13 protein-coding genes are annotated in these 15,701 nt (G+C 31.8%); 3 read left to right on the top strand and 10 right to left on the bottom strand.

The genetic code is table 11. The features are described 5' to 3' along the window. Window positions 1-230 precede the first annotated feature (230 nt). The 5 genes from CXF59_RS04100 to CXF59_RS04080 form a co-directional block, all read right to left on the bottom strand. Window positions 231-1,028: a DUF1853 family protein gene (locus CXF59_RS04100; protein WP_101136427.1), complete on the bottom strand. Its 798-nt coding sequence runs from the start codon at window positions 1,026-1,028 to the stop codon at window positions 231-233. 773 nt (window positions 1,029-1,801) lie between these two features. Beyond that, window positions 1,802-2,482 (bottom strand): hypothetical protein, encoded by a 681-nt coding sequence (locus CXF59_RS04095; protein WP_101136426.1) that lies wholly within the window; start codon window positions 2,480-2,482, stop codon window positions 1,802-1,804. A 313-nt stretch (window positions 2,483-2,795) separates the two neighbouring features. Next, complete coding sequence (locus tag CXF59_RS04090) at window positions 2,796-2,984, bottom strand: hypothetical protein (protein WP_101136425.1); 189 nt, start codon at window positions 2,982-2,984, stop codon at window positions 2,796-2,798. A gap of 941 nt (window positions 2,985-3,925) precedes the next feature. Further along, the gene (locus tag CXF59_RS04085; protein WP_101136424.1) at window positions 3,926-4,345 is read right to left on the bottom strand and encodes an ester cyclase; all 420 of its coding nucleotides are present in this window, start codon (window positions 4,343-4,345) and stop codon (window positions 3,926-3,928) included. Between the two features lie 140 nt (window positions 4,346-4,485). Further along, on the bottom strand, window positions 4,486-6,300 hold the full coding sequence (locus tag CXF59_RS04080) for a serine hydrolase (protein WP_198554628.1): 1,815 nt from the start codon (window positions 6,298-6,300) through the stop codon (window positions 4,486-4,488). An 865-nt stretch (window positions 6,301-7,165) separates the two neighbouring features. Between CXF59_RS04080 and CXF59_RS04075 the strand changes: the two genes are divergently transcribed. Continuing rightward, on the top strand, window positions 7,166-7,960 hold the full coding sequence (locus CXF59_RS04075) for a slipin family protein (RefSeq protein ID WP_101136422.1): 795 nt from the start codon (window positions 7,166-7,168) through the stop codon (window positions 7,958-7,960). A gap of 186 nt (window positions 7,961-8,146) precedes the next feature. Here CXF59_RS04075 and CXF59_RS04070 read toward each other — a convergent pair whose 3' ends face one another. Then, window positions 8,147-8,662 carry a hypothetical protein gene (locus CXF59_RS04070; RefSeq protein ID WP_101136421.1) on the bottom strand — a complete coding sequence of 172 codons (516 nt, stop codon included), beginning with the start codon at window positions 8,660-8,662 and terminating at the stop codon, window positions 8,147-8,149. A 422-nt stretch (window positions 8,663-9,084) separates the two neighbouring features. On the opposite strand from CXF59_RS04070, the gene CXF59_RS04065 reads away from it, so the two are divergent. Next, window positions 9,085-9,960: an EamA family transporter gene (locus CXF59_RS04065; protein WP_101136420.1), complete on the top strand. Its 876-nt coding sequence runs from the start codon at window positions 9,085-9,087 to the stop codon at window positions 9,958-9,960. A gap of 98 nt (window positions 9,961-10,058) precedes the next feature. On the opposite strand, the gene CXF59_RS04060 is transcribed toward CXF59_RS04065, so the two are convergent. Then, the gene (locus CXF59_RS04060; RefSeq protein WP_101136419.1) at window positions 10,059-10,571 is read right to left on the bottom strand and encodes a peptide-methionine (S)-S-oxide reductase; all 513 of its coding nucleotides are present in this window, start codon (window positions 10,569-10,571) and stop codon (window positions 10,059-10,061) included. 491 nt (window positions 10,572-11,062) lie between these two features. Here CXF59_RS04060 and CXF59_RS04055 point away from each other — a divergent pair, with 491 nt between their 5' ends. Continuing rightward, window positions 11,063-11,521: a helix-turn-helix domain-containing protein gene (locus tag CXF59_RS04055; RefSeq protein WP_101136418.1), complete on the top strand. Its 459-nt coding sequence runs from the start codon at window positions 11,063-11,065 to the stop codon at window positions 11,519-11,521. Window positions 11,522-11,643: 122 nt separating this feature from the next. Here CXF59_RS04055 and CXF59_RS04050 read toward each other — a convergent pair whose 3' ends face one another. The 3 genes from CXF59_RS04050 to CXF59_RS04040 form a co-directional block, all read right to left on the bottom strand. Further along, a complete protein-coding gene (locus CXF59_RS04050) occupies window positions 11,644-12,507 on the bottom strand; it encodes a CPBP family intramembrane glutamic endopeptidase (protein WP_101136417.1) in 864 nt (287 codons plus the stop codon). 154 nt (window positions 12,508-12,661) lie between these two features. Next, window positions 12,662-13,507: an alpha/beta hydrolase gene (locus CXF59_RS04045; RefSeq protein WP_232758638.1), complete on the bottom strand. Its 846-nt coding sequence runs from the start codon at window positions 13,505-13,507 to the stop codon at window positions 12,662-12,664. A gap of 164 nt (window positions 13,508-13,671) precedes the next feature. After that, a complete protein-coding gene (locus CXF59_RS04040) occupies window positions 13,672-14,712 on the bottom strand; it encodes a methyltransferase (RefSeq protein WP_101136416.1) in 1,041 nt (346 codons plus the stop codon). Window positions 14,713-15,701: the final 989 nt, after the last annotated feature.

The following is a 15,701-nucleotide window of genomic DNA, read 5'->3' as shown; positions in this document are numbered from 1 at the left end:
GGTTTATAATTTGATCCTAAAGGTAGAATAATTGAGGTGAAGTATTGTCTCGTTAGGTTATTTTAGTTGCTAGATTTAAAAGAATCGCGTAATGTGAAATAGTTGTATAAAGCCTTTTGGAAGTAGACTGATTTTCCATATTATTGCCAATATCCGGCTCGGCTTGGTCGTTTTTTTTTCAAGGAGTTCACCTTTCTCCTTCTACTTATCTTTTAGTACTTTAACTAAACCTACCACCAAACAATAAAAAAAGCTAAATAGGAATCCTTATATTTTTGCCAACATAGTGGGGCTTGTTTCTCTTTAATACTGGTGTTAACCTGTTTTTCTATACCATTAAAGTCGGTCCATATTTCATTTTCAGATGGAGCGATGCCCCATTCCTTTTTTGAAGGTATATAATAGGTTTTTGCGGGATTATTAAGACTAGTAAATGTTTCCATGTTTAAATAGTAGCCTTTTATTGCTTTTTCATAAATAGGGCTAAAGCTTCCTTTATATTCATAAGGAATAAACAAGGAAACTAATAAACATAGCGCTTGAGAAACTTCGTCAATTGCTATAGTATTAAACATTGATTTAGTAAGATTATGGTAGAGTAAAGGAAATTGCGTTGTTTTTAACTTTTCTAATTTCTCTATCAAAGAATCATTTCTATTCGGGCCAATCCAGTTATTTATTGGTTCCGAAGAAATGTGTGGGTCAAAGAGATAAAACTTATAGGCTAACTCCATATGAATTAACTGGTTTGTCTTTTCATCTTCAATAATAAAATCAATTTCACCTATGGTTTTTTTATCTTCAATTACCTGAATGTTTTCATAGAGCACTTTGTAGTTGGTAGATGCTTTAATTAATTCAGAAACAATTTTTTCTACTAAATGGCCCAATCTTACATTGGTTGGTAGTTGGAATTCCAGATTAGTTGCAAGGTTGAGTTCAGATAAATCAAAAGTTTGCATACCCGTACTAGAAAAATCTAGACTATTCGCTTTTAGTATTGATGCTATTCTTGACTTAGTTTTCATTTTAATATTTTAGTATCTTTCTTACTTGTAATCCTTTTTTTGACAATATTCTATACTCTCAATAAACAAATTTTTATACTCATTAGAGGTAAATACATCTAACTATCCCGCTGCAGCAAAGCTAATAAAGTATAGCCCCTTCTGGATTAAGAAACTTATAATTTCTACTCGTTGCTAAAAAAAAAGTACTATTTAAATATAGAAAATTAGTGCTGGTTATAGCTGCATAAAAGTATTCGTGCGGCAGCGTAGGTAGGAACATGCTCTTGGCAGCTTAGTTGTTTTTTAGGCTTCTAAAAAGTCAATACATATGCCCATTTAAAAACAAACAGTAGTAGAATTGTGATATCTCCACTGATTAATAATGCACCTTGCCAATAAAAAGTTCTCGTTCCCCATAGTTTCTAGATCTTTTTACCATAGTCTTTTTTGAAATGAGCATTAGTAAGCCTCCAAAAAACAAAAGTGATTATTAAAAAAAGCTATATTGCTATTATCCATCTTTTTTCCATTTGTTGAATTTTCAGTTTAAATTTTTTTAATTGTTGCTAACGTTTGGTATATGGTTTTTTAAGGACCTAATTTAGTAAATTCAGACTGAATAGTCGACATAGCTCCTGGGACCGAATTGCTTTCAGTCAGTTCGCTTGTATCGTACAGTATGTAGGCTACAACTTGCAAATAAATTATGTTGGGGGTTGTGGTTGCGTTATTTCCTTTTTTTTAGTTCTGTTTTTATCAGCGATATCATTACTTATAGTTCCTTATCAAGGCTACTCTCTATCTTCTGGTAAAGGTGAAATCATAATGTGTGCTCTATGTGTTCCAGGTTCCATAATCCAAGGATGATTTGAAGCCATCGGGATTTCTGGTAAACCAGTAGATTTTGATGTGGCCCAAGGCATATATACTACATAACGAAGTTGCGCACCTTCAACTTTTGAGGTTGCAGAGTCATACACTGTCTTTGCCCCGTAGTAGATTTGTAAAGTCAACCCAGGAGTTATTTTAAGTTGACCTGATTTCATCTCTGCTTCACGGATAGCAAAGACTTCTTGTTTTGTCTTTCCTTGAGCCCTTAAGGCTCTTCCTCTCGCCATAAAAGGTTCGAGGTCTTTATGATAACATGCGGCACTAAATCCATCCTGATTGGGATTATCTGCAAGAATAACAAATTCATTATCTCCTTCTTTAAGCGTCACAAATTCACCTGCCATATTATATCCAATAACTTTACATTTGGATCTGCTTTCTTTTGGAGCAGCCATTAATGCTGTTGCAATAAAAGCTTCATCAGTATCAATATCCTTTAATTGTTTGTTGATATAATCTGATGTACTTTTTGTTTGAGATTCCATTACAGAGGATTCCTGTATTTCTTTTTTTGTTTTGTCTGATGAATTACAAGAAATCAAAATCCCTGCAAAAAAAAATGCCATAATAATATGTTTCATGATTTATCAATTTTTGAGTGTTTTTATAATGAAGTACAACGTTAGGTCTATTTTTTGTTACGCATTTAAATACCTAATTTAGTAAATAAATCACTGATAGGAAATTCCAGCGTCCAGACGCTATAAGATTTGCAAGTAGTTGAGGACTAGCAATAAATTATTTACTGTGTTAGTTTTAGTTTAATAGGTATTTATTTGTCATAATTTATGGTTTTTATTACTTTTTCAGATAAATTGAGAAAAGGCTATTTAGATTTTCTAAATAGCCTTTTACTTCTTTTTTATTTATTCCTTTTCCATTGTGGATAGGAAGTTATTCGTTATTTCGGTCATCTCCTGGTCTTGGGGATTTAAATACGTCCATTCCTTCTTTTCTATGCTCCACCACTTGTTCCTTGATAAATTGACGGAATTCACTGTTGCTCTGACCATCCTGTTTGGAGAATTCAGCTACTGTTTTAGTTAATCCTCTTGACTTGGTATTCAAATATGTTGTACTCATATGTAAGTGTTTTAATTATTAATGTGCAGTTTACAATTTAAATACGGGGACTTTATTAATACTGTCTTAAAGTCAAGAGATTAACTTTAACATTTGTATACCTTTTTAAGGTTTTTCTTAAAAAAACCACTACTTTAAAAGGATTAAAGATGACAAAATAGATACATATAAGATTACTATTGTTGTTATAAATACCTCTCCTCGGTAAATTCTTTTTTTATTAAGGTTTTGGCTGAGTTTATGGTTGTCTTTGCATGCTATGGTTATAGGAATCACAAAGTTTATAAAAGACCGCGTTTTCGGGTTTTAAAATTTCAAATTTAGAGGTATCTGTAATCCTATTATTAAAACGAGTTGAGCGTTTTCGTATTCGCCTGGCAAAACTTTCTGTACAAATGGCACTACTAAAATTGAAGCCACTACTTAAGCCTAAAGTTCTTTCGGTATTTATCAGTACTAGACTCGGTTGAAACTTTTAACTTTAATGGGTTGCTGTAACGTTTAATTACTTTGTCGTTTTGATATATAACTGTTTAGAATTTATACAGGATTGGGGAATATTACAGCTAACAGCAGTTCACCCGAAAACCGCCAAACTGCCTTTTTTGTGTTAATTATAAAATAAATAGAAGCGATTTAGATTACAATAATATTCTTTTTGTGAAAAAGAGATTGCATATAATAATTATAGATATTAAATATGTCCAAAATGAAAATCTTGACCTCATGATTTTTTTGTTATGGTCGGGGTTAAATTGTCGCCAACGGTACCGGCTATTACTAGTTGCTTGGGTTGCCACTCAACTTTGCAAGTACACACCAAGCCGAAAAGCCGAGAGGATTTTCAGAAGTAGACTAGAACAAGCAATTACTTATTACGATTGTTGGTGGTAGTTTTATTACCATTCCTAAAAGCTTGAATTCTAAATATTTTGAATAGCTTACATCCAACCAAGTTCTCGTATTGCCCATGAGGAATTCCAAATTTTAGTCATACTTTCTACCTTTCCATCATCATCCATTTTTATAGCATAAACATAATCTGTGTTTGTAATTTTGTTGCTTGGAGGGATAGGTCCACCATCTCCAGAATGTGTACCTGTAAAAGTGGCAAAAAAGATAGCCGTGTTATTTTTTTCGTCATAAGCAGAGACATGTATTTTATAGGAGCAACCGGGCATGGTAATGCTAACTAAACTGGCCATCCAATTAACATAATCCTCAACCTTTGTTATATCGGTTAAAAGCTCACTTTGAGCATTAAATGGAGCGTTTTCCGTTACATAATCTTTACAGGCATCCCACCCTTTTGCAGATTCACAATTGTGGAAAAATGTTGTTGCGTTTTCAAAAGCTTTCATAGTTTTATAATTTAAATGAATAATTAATACTCTAATTTTAAACAATTATTTTATTCTGAATTATTTGAATCGTTGTTTCCAAATCACCGGCAACAGTTCCATATATGAGTCGTTTGAATGGAGTATATGCATTGTTATACTTAGTTTTTTATTCTCTCAAACGTATATTGTTGTTCTCCTTGAATAAGAGTTAAACTTTCAACTTTCCCATCATTTGTTCGATTAAACACAAATTTCCTTTCGGTATCTTGTACTTGAAAAACATTAATTAAAATTGGGATAATGAATATTTCAGATTGCCCTGTCATTTGAGTTTTTAATTGTTTTCCAGTTTTAGAAATAGTAATAACTAAATCAGGTGATACTTCATATTCACCCACGTAACTTTTGAGTATTTTATCATCAACCACCACAGGTTTTATCGGGTTATCTTCTTTTAATCTTTTTATATTCAATTCACCAAAGTCAACATCAAGTAAATTAGGCTGATTTATATCAAACCCATTGATCTCTCTGTCTGAATTAAAATTGAATGTGAGGTATCCATTTGGGACTCTAATATCATACCAAGCAATTTGATAGGTATCATAATGCCAATGCTTAAGTATTCCTTTAAAAACGGAAGAATGAGTAAATGAAATCTCTAACTCATTTTTTTTAAGTTGTTTAATATTAATTTTTCCATACATTTTGTCACTATATACTCCAGTATATAATGCCGCATCTAATGATGGTTGTGTACCATCAATTTTCTTCTTTTGACTAGTTGCATTTTTATAACCATCCAAACGTTTAGTTCGTATAGCTTTTACTCTTTCATATAGATCAAAGGAGGCATCCTCAAATATCATCTCCATTAATTTTGCTTTTAATAAAAATGCAGCAGGTTCTTTTGATGAGTTAGAAAGTATAACTACTCCAATATTTAAATCTTTTACCATAAAAAGATTAGCAGACATACCGTCAACACCACCGCTATGCTCAATTACCTTATGACCATCTATCGGGCTAAGCCACCAACCAAAACCATAAGAAGAGAATTCATTTCCGAATGGAGGGTTACTGATAGGATATATAATTTGTGGTGTAAAAATGTCATCAATAATCTCTTTACTTACTATTGTATCTCGTTCAAAAACACCATTATTAAGTAAAAACCTCATATAATTATTCATTTCATTCGCTGAGGAATATATTGAACCTGCTGCTGCCAAATTATCCATTTTCTCTTGCTCGATAGACTGTTTGTCATAACTTTCGTTCCAAATATGAGGTTGAGCCAAGTTTTTATTAGATTCTCTTACAGATGAAATAGAAGTACTATTACTCATTACAAGTTTGTTGAATACTCTTTCTTTAAGGAACTTGTCCCATTCCGTTCCAGTAACTTCTCTTACAATCTCTCCAGCTGCCATATACATTATGTTTTGATAAGCAGGTTTTTCTCGAAAGCCCGATACAGGCTCTAGATATTTAAAATTCTTTATTATTTCAACTCTCGATAAATCGGAATGATACCAAAGAGTTCCACCACTTATATCTTTGAGGCCGCTTCTATGGGTTAGTAAATCTCTAATAGTGAAGTTTGCCGTTACATACGGGTCATACAACTCAAAGTAGGGCAAATAAGTGACGACTTTGTCATCCCATTTAATTTTACCTTCATCTACAAGTATTCCTAATGTCAATGCTGTAAAAGATTTTGAAATTGATCCTATAGCAAAAAGAGTGTTTTCATTAACAGTATTACTGGTGTTAACTTCTTTTGTCCCAAATCCTTTTGAATAAATAATTGAATCGTTTCGCACGATTCCGATGGAAAGACCAGGCACATCAAAGTCTTCTATAAGTTGATTGATAAATAAATCAAGTGAGTCAAGCTTTATACTTTGAGCATTTGAATAATTAAAAGAAATAATACAACTTATTAATAAGAACAAGATTTTATTTTTCATAAGATGTGTTTTAATTAAGTAGTACGTTATGCAATTATCACGCAGTTGCGGATGAGTCAAGACAAATAATAACAAGTAAAAACTAATCATTAAATTCAAAAAATTATTATTAAAGATAAATTAAATATCCCGAAATTAAGCTAAGATGTTGGTATAATAGGTTTTGTGATTCTAGACTTTTGCAGCGCTTGCTTTAAAACGCTTTGCAAACTAAAGCCAGAATACATTGCTTTGCTCACCTGAAGGATTATTTTAATAAGTTTAAAATTCTTATTAAAGTGGAGTGAACTTCTTTTGCTGCTATCAGGACTATTTTGTATTTTTTCTAAAATTGATTTTGCAATGAATTTTTGAAATCTCGAATTAAACTGGATAATTCTCTGCGGTCAGATGGAACTATTAAGTGGATACGATTACTCAAAATTACATAGTATATAAAACCGCTCCTTTGTATTTAATAACTAAAACTAAACACTCTATTGCAGAATCTTGATATAATTGTCTAGCGAATACAGCGATCCAATAGACAACTGTTGCAGTTATAAAATGGGGTAATGTTACGTAATATTCTTTCGCAATAGCGTATTAAAAAGGTGCAAAGTCAGGAGACTTCGCAGAGCGGACTTACTCTAAAACACCTCCTAGGTTTTATGATTTTTACTTGTTATCCATGAATATTATTAATAATAGCATGCAGAAAATGGATTTTTCTTACCTATTGATTCAGAGAATTCCTCGATAGCTCCCCCTCGACATAGTTTATTAGGAATAATGTTTTGAAACTAGCATTAATAATCGTATATTTATTAGGGCTTTTGAGCCTGAGGTTTAACGCTTTAGTAGATATTAATTAAAAATCTGTATTATGAATTCACCATTGTTTATAGGTATTCTTATTTTTTTATTTTTTTTAGCAGGGATACGAATTATTTTTGAATACAAGAGAGCTTTAAAATTTAGATTTGGTAAGTATGTTAGTATCATGCGTCCAGGTTTTAGATGGATAATTCCATTTGTTGAAACCATTCAAGTTGTAGATATAAGAGTTATAACAATTAATATAGTGTCGCAAGAAGTGATGACCGAAGATAATGTGCCTTGTAGTATTGATGGGGTTGTATTTTTTAAGGTAAACGACCCAGAAAAAGCAATCCTAGAAGTTGAAAAATTTAATTTTGCAATAACACAGCTTTCACAAGCCGCTTTAAGGGATGTCTGTGGAAAAGTAGAGTTAGACACTATACTTTCTAAAAGAGAGGAAATGGGAAAAAACATTAAGGCCATTGTTGAGAAAGAAACAGAAGTTTGGGGTATAGAAATTATTGATGTTAAAATAAAAGACATACAACTACCAGAGAATATGAGACGAATGATGGCCAATCAGGCAGAGGCCGAACGTTCAAGAAGAGCTAGAATTATTTTAGCATTAGCTGAAGAACAAGCGGCTGGAAAACTATTGGAAGCAGGTAAATTAATTGATCAATCACCATCGGCTATTAAATTACGTTTGTATCAAACATTAGCAAATATTGCTACAGAAAAAAACTCTACCATACTTTTCCCATTCCCAGAAGAGGCTTTGCCTAGAAAAAGGAAAACAAAGAAAAAGAAAAATAAAAACAAAAATAAAAAAGATAATACAGGAACCATAATCCCATAGATTTTCAAATTAGTGTTTTCAGTAGTCTACATTAAATATACAACGGTAGCGGAGCAGCAGCTTCAATTTGCGGAGCTGGTTAATCGCCGCTTCCGCATTCACTAATCTGTTGCTCATATGTGACGCGTACCTACTTATTTTGCACGAACAAAATAAAGCGTATGTAACGCGTATTATATAACTAGATTAACATAGAAGTTCGATAGTAATATTACAAAAAATAGAATTTTGCCAACTTTTGTTTCGTGGCGTTCCTTCAATAACGTGATCCCAACCACAAAGTATCAAAAATTTCGAATTTTGATTTTCTTTAATTAATTTAGCTATGTTTTCTGCTTGACCAATTTCTCTTTCTTTACCATTAGAGCCATCACTTATTTCGTGTTTAAATAATGTAAATCCTATTTTGCTAGCTTCTTTTAATAAATTAGCCATTTGTGGTTCTCTAGTATAATAACCGCTTTCTAATATTAGAAATTTTATTTTATTTATTAAAGTGTCGGAAAGTGTTTCTAATCTAATGAAACGATAACCACTATCATATAAACTATATAAAAGAGAAGTAGTAATAATTCTGTGTCTTATGTTATGATGGGCTTCATTTATTATTATAATCTTTTCATTTTTCGAACGATTTATTATGTATTCTTTTGCCTCTTGTTTCTTGAATGAATTAAAATTACTGAATTTCCGATGAAGCACTTAGCCAAAACTTTTTATTTTGTTTTATCTTTTTTGTTCTAAAGCCAAATCAAAAGATTTGGCGGAGATGATAAAAACACACCAACTTTTGGATAAAACACCAAAACCCGTATTAATTACAGCTTTTGTTGGCGGTAGTTTTTATCCATGCAATTAGGTATTGTATTTTCAGTAAAACAGTGTAATACTACAATTAGTTATTTGGTCAAAACGGGACTTATCAACCATAGAGGAATACACTTATTAGCACCTTCAAAAATAACTTTATTTGTTCTATTATCACATTCAATAGAGACTCTTGTTTGAGCGCTTTGTTAATTGTAACTAAAGTATTAATTAAAATTCATTGTCTTTATTTAGATAATTTTATACATTCGTTTTTAAGTAAAGAATTTTTGTTTTAAGTAATGTATGATTAAGTTATGAGGTATTTATTTGGCGTTACTATTATCTGGGCTTTTTCGTTTAGCTTAATTGGTGTATATCTTTCTGGGTATGTTGATGCATGGTTTTCAGTATTGATGCGTATAGGTATTGCTACAATGATATTTTTGCCTTTTTTAAGGCTTAAGAAAATTAAAGCAGAAACAATTTTCAGACTTACCGCAATTGGTGCGGTTCAATTAGGTTTGATGTATTGTTTTTACTTTCAATCGTTTCGGTTTCTTACTGTGCCAGAAGTGTTACTTTTTAGTGTATTCACACCAATTTACATTACGTTATTAAATGACATTTTAAGTAAGCAATTTCATAAAGGACATCTACTTACTGCTTCAATAGCTGTTTTAGGAGCTGCTTATATTCAATACTCAAGTATTAGTGAAAATGTATTTTTAGGTTTTTTAATCACGCAAGGTGCAAACCTTTGCTTCGCTGTTGGTCAAGTTGCCTACAAGTATTTATTAAAATCTACACCTGAATTAGAAAGTACACCTAAACATACTATTTTCGGATTGTTTTTTATTGGTGCGTTTTTAGTAGCACTAATTGCTTTTTTCATTTTTGGCTCAATAGAAAAAATGCCAACTACATCAGTTCAGTGGGGAATATTAATATACTTGGGTTCTGTGGCTTCAGGTGCAGGTTATTTTTTTTGGAACAAAGGTGTTGTTAAGGTAAACACAGGCTCGTTAGCGATTATGAACAATGCGTTAATTCCAGTAGGATTAATTGTCAACCTTGTTATATGGAATAAAGAGGCAGATATTAAGAAGATTTTAATTGGTGGTAGTCTTATTTTCGCTTCTCTTGCTCTTAATGAATACGTAAATAAAAGAAATACATATAAGAATAGCTAAGTTCTTGTTAATTAAAAATAGAAAGTCTGCTTAAGACTAGCTATCCTATTCTTATTTTAAATTACAGTCTTGACGAAATTCTAGCACCTATCTAAATATTAGTTGCTACTTTTTTTATACTTATACAGTACGTCTAAAGGAATGTGGCAATAAGAGTAGTCGTTGGGGTGTAAGGTTAATCTATCTTGATGTTCTGCGTCACTTGGGATGAAATTTGTTAAAGGAAGCACTTCAATAGCTATCTTTTTTATTGTTTTATTTTTATGATTTAGTGTCTGTTCTACTTTCTTAATGCAATTTTTTGCCTTTAGCAAGTGATTTTGATTATCGCAGTAGACACCTGTGCGATATTTTTCTCCTATATCGTTTCCTTGTTGGTTGATACTATAAGGGTCAATGATTTCTAAAAGGTGATGAATTAAATCTTCAATTGAAACAAGCTTAGAGTCAAAGGTTGTTTTTACACATTCGGCATAACCATCATAGGCTGTTTTAGTGGATTTAGTAAAGCCATTAGCTCTGCCGGCTTGGGTCTCAAGTACGCCAGGTAGGTGTTTTAAGAACTCTTGTACGCCCCAAAGGCATCCTCCTGCAATATATATCGTTTCCATTGCTAATATTTAATCAATTAATTGTTCTTTTTTTGTCATTTTTAGTTCTGAGTAACGTTTTTTTTAATATTCTGAAAATCAGTTTTTTTATGTTTTTATTTATTGGTTTTCAAATTATTCAATTTTTTCCGTAAAAACCTGACCTTAAAGCAATTGTTTTTTTTGGAGAAGAGGGGAATTACCGCTCACAGCTCAGATATGTGTAGTGCGGAAGAAATATCTCCATCCTATCTCTTTTACCAAACCCAAAATTAAGCTTTTAATCTTTCCTTTTCACCTCTATACCAGCATTACTCATATCTATTGTTGTACCTAGTTGTTGTTGTTGTTGTTGTTGTTGTTGTTGTTGTTGTTGTTGTTGTTGTTGTTGTGAATAAATAGTGTCAGCTTACTGTTCCACACCTGTCACGACTATGTCTTATCGATGTCAAACTCATTGAAAGGTTAATACTTACCTTTGCACAATAATCTATACTCAAACTTCAAGAATAATGAATATAAAAACAATTAATTTAAGAGATATTAAAAAAATGAGATTGGAAAGACATTGGTCACAAGATCAATTATCAGAAATGAGTGGATTAAGTATAAGAACGATTCAGCGAATTGAAAATGGAGAGAATGCAGGTTTAGAATCATTGAAATCTTTAGCAGCGGTTTTTGAAATCAATATTACTGATTCAGATAAGACGCAGGAAATGGAACAGATTAGAAAAGAAGAAGAGTATGTTCAAAATGTTAAGGGGTTTTATAAGCTTCTTGCAATTGCAACTTTAAGCTTGGTAGCTCCATTTATTATTGCAGTTAATGATTCATCCAATTGGATTATTTTTTTATGGATACTGCTTTCTTGGGGAGTAATATTGGGAATCTATTCTCTTAATGTTTTTGACTTCTTTGGAGAAGAATGGAAAAAAAAAATGATTAATAAGAGATTCAAAAAGAAGTAAGGGTTTTTAATTAGGTACAACGGTCTTGGTTAATGCAAGTAGCGGGTGTAGGGAAACGCTCTTGTCGGCTTTGTTGTTTTGTTACTTGGTGTCTAAAATAGCACTTTTCACTCGAATGCCTTCTATTTGCGGGTAACCGATGTTGTGGTTAGTTTTTTTCTCTGATAATAAATAGAAATTATTGCTATTGTTATAATCATTGCAATGATAGAAAAAATAGATCCTTCAAATCCGAAATTCCCTCCGTTCAATAGCGTTTTTTCTTTCATACTAAATTCGACAACTGAATAAATATTTTTACCACTAACGTTAAATCCTAAAACTGTTTGAAAGAAATTCCAACTAAAGTGAAGAGCAATTGGGAACCAAAGATTTTTGGTATGTATATAAGTAATTCCTAAGAATATTGCGGCTATAAAAATACTCACTAAGCCAAATAGATCAAGATTTGGATTAAATCCATGCATTAACGAAAATAAACTTGATGATAATATAAGAGCAAAATATTTATTATAAGAGAGCATTAGATTTCTCAATATATATCCTCTAAATAGAACTTCCTCTGTGATTGATACAGCAAGAAATAAAAGTATAGAATATATTAATTCTTTAAAGTTAAATAGTGTTTTTTGAAACTTAATTTCATCTAGAAATTGTAATAATACAAAACCACTAATAATTATTATTGCTCCAATAAGGAAGCCAAGATAAAATTCGTTCAATCTATTTTTTGTATGAAAGCCTAACCCAATAAAATTTTCTTTATCTATATATTTCATAAACATCCAAACAACAAGAGTAGTTCCTATTAATGAGAAAAAAGATATTATTAAGGTTTGTTCTGAAGATTTCTGAAAATTTAAATTGTTAAATTCAACACCTGAAATCATACCTCCAATGAGCTGGAATATCCCAACAATTAATAAATATGGAATTATGATGTATAATATTCTTTGCCATCCTGCAATCGTATTTTCTTTTCTCATTTTTAAAAATTATCCACAACGTTGTTGAATCTGGTTTGTTGCGTGTTTTAAGCACCTAATTTAGCAAATACAAACCAACTAAGAAAATCGGCGAGGATTTTCTTAAGTAGGCGAGAACAAGCAATTACTTATATACATTGTTGTGCGTTCGTTTTTAATTTTCCAAAAGATTTTTTAGTTCTTTTTGGTATATAGGATTATTAGTAATTGTACTATGGTTTTCACCCTCAAGAATTATTAGTCTATCTTCTGGTTTAAAATCCTCTTTGAGTTTTATTGAACTTCCATAATGTACCTCATCATCAGAATCGCCATGGAATATTAAAACAGGCATCTTGCAATTTCCAATAAATTCATTTGTTTTAAACGTATATCTTATTAAAAGGTTTAGAGGTAAAAGTTTAGCTATTTTTATTTCTAAGGGTACATCACTTGATTTTTTAGGTCGCGTATCATAATCATCACCACCACAATAAGGGGCTTGCAATATCAGATACTTTGGATTGTTAGTAGAAGCTAATTTTGCAGCCATAGAACCTCCCAAAGAATACCCAACTATAATTATATTATCTTCTGAATAGGTCTTTTTTAATTCATCGTATAACATCTGATTATCTTGATACAATTGACTTTCACTTTTAATGGAACCCTCGCTTTTACCATAACCCCTATAATCTGTCATAAAAATATTATACCCAAGATTTGTATAAAAATCAGCGAGTTTTCCGAATCTGTCAAGAGAACCTCCATTACCATGTAAATAAAGAATAATCCCTTTAGTGCTATCTGCTTTGAATAATAAATTATTTAAATTAACTCCATCTATGGTTTTAAGGTTGATTTCCTCAAAATCTCTTTTAAAGTCAAATTTATAATCAGTAGTCAACTTGGTAGGAATGAAAATTAACTTTTCTTGATAGAAGTATAAAAGACTAGAGAATCCCACATAGAGTAATACTAGAATTATTCCTATTATTTTGGTGATTTTGATTATTTTCATTTTCAATTGGCATTGGTTTTAATGGCGCACAACGTTTTGCGGTTTTAAGAAGTTGGCTATTTTGGAGACGAAAACTGTCGGCTAGCACTGCACTTGATGCGAAGACGAAAGCTTCAATTAAGCACAAAGCCGCCAATTTCTTAAACCCGTTGTTAGCGGTAGTTTTATTTGTATGCTATAGCTGCACTTGTAGGTCCAGTCAATGGGAGTAAAGCGGTTGATTTAAATCCAACTGCACTAGTCCATTTATTAAAGTCGGAAAACGTATAGTCAAAGCCAGATCCTGTTTCAATGAGCATATTCAAACTCATCATCAAGCCAACCGCATTTTTATTTCTATCGGCATCAATTATATTTTCAATAGCAATTAGAACTCCGCCCTCAGGTAATGCATTATATGCTTTTTTAATTAGCATCAACTTTGTTTCCTCATCCCAGTCGTGCAAAATGTTTCCCATCGTAATGATGTCTGCGTTTGGAAATTCGTCTTTAAAGAAATCTCCACTATCTGTTTTTACACGGTCGTGCATTTGAAATTGTTGAATTACTTCATTTGCAATTGGTGCAACCGGAGGTAAATCCCAGCTGGTACAATTCATATGTTCCTGATGTTTGGCTACCATTATAGAAAGCATTCCTGCAGATCCTCCAATATCAATCAGGGTTTTGTGTTTTGAAAAATCAAATGATTGCGCTAAGGCCATAAAGTTGCCCATCTGAAATCCACTCATAGCGTGGATAAATTCTTTTAGCCTGTCTGCATCAGAATACAAGGCTTCAAAAAGATTCCCTCCGCTTTTTGCTTCATTTTGAGCAAGGCCAGTCAATAATCCTTCTTCAAGATTTCCCCAAAAACCGTAGAGACGATTATTCAACATCTCCAGCATTCCTCCGATATAAGAGGGTTTATTTTTGTCAAGAAAAAAATCGGTGTCCATACTGTTTGAATACTTGGCAGTTTCGAGCAAACCTTCACGGTTTAGGAAACCAAATGTTGTAAGCGCATCCAAATAATCATACACATTACGGTCGGTGGATTTGAAACCTAAATATGATTTAAGTTCAATTGCTGACATTGTTTTCTTTTCCGCAAGCGTTGTGAAAATTTGAAACTTTACTGCTGATAAAAGAATTTTAGAAGCCCAAAAACCCGTACCAATTTTCATTATATTTTCGGGAGTTGGATGATTTTGTTGTTGTTCCATTTTGTTTTTATTTTTTTGTTTGCCTACTCTGCTCGGTTTTCAGCTTACCCGTTGTTTGTTTTTTACCTGATTGATTGAGTTGTAAAGTGTCGTCCAAAATTACATCTAACGTCCCGCGGCTTTGCTCGGTTTTGGGACTAAGTTAAGTTTTTTCTTTCGGTTAATCACTTCTAATTCAAGTACAAAGCCAACAACGAGTTAAGCCGAAAGCCCAAATCCGGCAAAACCGTTGTTGTGAGCTACTGTATCTATTTACAAATATTCAATTTATATTCAATTCCATTGTAATTTATATTTTTCGGTATAGAATTGCAATTAGCTTTCAAATTCGAGAAATAAATAAATTCAATAGAATCATATTTTTCCAGTTTTATTTTTTCATATTTTCTGAGACTAGAATTTAAATTGTTATTGATTTTTAAAATTCTTGAATTAGGATTTCCCGCAATTCTAGTTTCATAATATTGAAAAATGATTAGGTCTTTTTTGAAAACTCCAAAATATCCCATAAATAAAGCGAAAAAAAACCACAAAAAAATATAACTATTCGAGGTATAAAAATCAATATAAAACCTTCAGTTCGTTTTTTATGTATGAGATTAAAAAAACCTTTAAGAACTAATAAAATCAATAAAAACAAGAGCGAAATAATTATAATATAACTATCGAAAATGATTTGGTAAAATCTGTTTCGGATTTCAATATTTTCAGGAAAAATAAATGCTATAATTATTGATACAATAAATATTACTACAAGTGTAATGAGTAGTTTGTCTAATATTTTCATTTTCTCGTTTGTCTCTCTACTGTAAAACATTTGCTCACAGGGATAGGACGCTTGGAGATGGTGTGTGGTTCGTAACCTTTCATTTTTCGGCTTGCAGAAAATATGATGCGAAACGGTAATTCCACTAAATCACACACTAGCTCAAAACGGCTGTTACCAGCTGGCTTTTTTCTGTACGTGATAAATTCGACAACGTTAAAAG

The sequence above is a fragment of the Flavobacterium sp. ALD4 genome, from assembly GCF_002836475.1.
Lineage (GTDB): Bacteria > Bacteroidota > Bacteroidia > Flavobacteriales > Flavobacteriaceae > Flavobacterium.
This window is presented reverse-complemented; position numbering and strand designations above follow the sequence as displayed.